Raw genomic sequence first — 2,269 nt, 5'->3', positions numbered from 1 at the left:
TGAGGTGGAGCTAATCCCAGAAAACCGATCGTAGTCCGGATCGCAGTCTGCAACTCGACTGCGTGAAGTCGGAATCGCTAGTAATCGCGAATCAGAATGTCGCGGTGAATACGTTCCCGGGCCTTGTACACACCGCCCGTCACACCATGGGAGTGGGTTGCACCAGAAGTAGCTAGTCTAACCTTCGGGAGGACGGTTACCACGGTGTGATTCATGACTGGGGTGAAGTCGTAACAAGGTAGCCGTAGGGGAACCTGCGGCTGGATCACCTCCTTAATCGAAGACTCAGCTTCTTCACAAGTTCCCACACGAATTGCTTGATTCATTGAAGAAGACGATAGAAGCAGCTTTAAGCTCCAAGCTGATAGCTCACGCTAACAGTTACAAGCTCGAAATTGGGTCTGTAGCTCAGTTGGTTAGAGCGCACCCCTGATAAGGGTGAGGTCGGCAGTTCGAATCTGCCCAGACCCACCAATTTTGTTATGGGGCCATAGCTCAGCTGGGAGAGCGCCTGCCTTGCACGCAGGAGGTCAACGGTTCGATCCCGTTTGGCTCCACCATAACTGCTTCTGACTTGTGAAAGCTTAGAAATGAGCGCTCCATCCGGTGGATGATGAGTGTTGATTTCTAGTCTTTTGATTAGATCGTTCTTTAAAAATTTGGGTATGTGATTGAAATATAGACTGGGCACCTCTTTCACTGGTGCGTGTCCAGGCTAAGGTAAAGTTTGTGAAATGCAAACTTTCGGCGAATGTCGTCTTCACAGTATAACCAGATTGCTTGGGGTTATATGGTCAAGTGAAGAAGCGCATACGGTGGATGCCTTGGCAGTCAGAGGCGATGAAAGACGTGGTAGCCTGCGAAAAGCTTCGGGGAGTCGGCAAACAGACTGTGATCCGGAGATGTCTGAATGGGGGAACCCAGCTGTCATAAGACAGTTACCTTACACTGAATACATAGGTGTATGGAGCGAACCAGGGGAACTGAAACATCTAAGTACCCTGAGGAAAAGAAATCAACCGAGATTCCCTTAGTAGTGGCGAGCGAACGGGGACCAGCCCTTAAGTTGATTTGAGATTAGCGGAACGCTCTGGAAAGTGCGGCCATAGTGGGTGATAGCCCTGTACGCGAAAATCTCTTGTCAATGAAATCGAGTAGGACGGGGCACGAGAAACCTTGTCTGAACATGGGGGGACCATCCTCCAAGGCTAAATACTACTGACTGACCGATAGTGAACCAGTACCGTGAGGGAAAGGCGAAAAGAACCGCGGAGAGCGGAGTGAAATAGATCCTGAAACCGTATGCGTACAAGCAGTGGGAGCCCACTTTGTTGGGTGACTGCGTACCTTTTGTATAATGGGTCAGCGACTTATTTTCAGTGGCGAGCTTAACCGAATAGGGGAGGCGTAGCGAAAGCGAGTCTTAATAGGGCGTCTAGTCGCTGGGAATAGACCCGAAACCGGGCGATCTATCCATGGGCAGGTTGAAGGTTGGGTAACACTAACTGGAGGACCGAACCGACTACCGTTGAAAAGTTAGCGGATGACCTGTGGATCGGAGTGAAAGGCTAATCAAGCTCGGAGATAGCTGGTTCTCCTCGAAAGCTATTTAGGTAGCGCCTCATGTATCACTGTAGGGGGTAGAGCACTGTTTCGGCTAGGGGGTCATCCCGACTTACCAAACCGATGCAAACTCCGAATACCTACAAGTGCCGAGCATGGGAGACACACGGCGGGTGCTAACGTCCGTCGTGAAAAGGGAAACAACCCAGACCGTCAGCTAAGGTCCCAAAGTCATGGTTAAGTGGGAAACGATGTGGGAAGGCTTAGACAGCTAGGAGGTTGGCTTAGAAGCAGCCACCCTTTAAAGAAAGCGTAATAGCTCACTAGTCGAGTCGGCCTGCGCGGAAGATGTAACGGGGCTCAAACCATGCACCGAAGCTACGGGTATCACCTTATGGTGATGCGGTAGAGGAGCGTTCTGTAAGCCTGTGAAGGTGAGTTGAGAAGCTTGCTGGAGGTATCAGAAGTGCGAATGCTGACATGAGTAACGACAATGGGTGTGAAAAACACCCACGCCGAAAGACCAAGGTTTCCTGCGCAACGTTAATCGACGCAGGGTTAGTCGGTCCCTAAGGCGAGGCTGAAAAGCGTAGTCGATGGAAAACAGGTTAATATTCCTGTACTTCTGGTTATTGCGATGGAGGGACGGAGAAGGCTAGGCCAGCCTGGCGTTGGTTGTCCAGGTTTAAGGTGGTAGGCTGAGATC

2 tRNA genes and 2 rRNA genes (2 of these 4 cut by a window edge) are annotated in these 2,269 nt (G+C 50.9%); all 4 read left to right on the top strand.

The features are described 5' to 3' along the window. Positions 1-276, top strand: a 16S ribosomal RNA gene (locus tag EC919_RS27025) (it extends 1,231 nt beyond the left edge of the window). Between the two features lie 121 nt (positions 277-397). Then, a tRNA-Ile gene (locus tag EC919_RS27020) sits at positions 398-474 on the top strand. Between the two features lie 10 nt (positions 475-484). After that, positions 485-560, top strand: a tRNA-Ala gene (locus EC919_RS27015). A 232-nt stretch (positions 561-792) separates the two neighbouring features. Further along, positions 793-2,269, top strand: a 23S ribosomal RNA gene (locus tag EC919_RS27010) (it continues 1,464 nt past the right edge of the window). Together the 16S and 23S rRNA genes with 2 tRNA genes alongside form the textbook arrangement of a ribosomal RNA operon.

The organism is Pseudomonas graminis (genome assembly GCF_004364335.1).
GTDB classification, from domain to species: Bacteria; Pseudomonadota; Gammaproteobacteria; order Pseudomonadales; family Pseudomonadaceae; genus Aquipseudomonas; species Aquipseudomonas graminis_D.
This window is presented reverse-complemented; position numbering and strand designations above follow the sequence as displayed.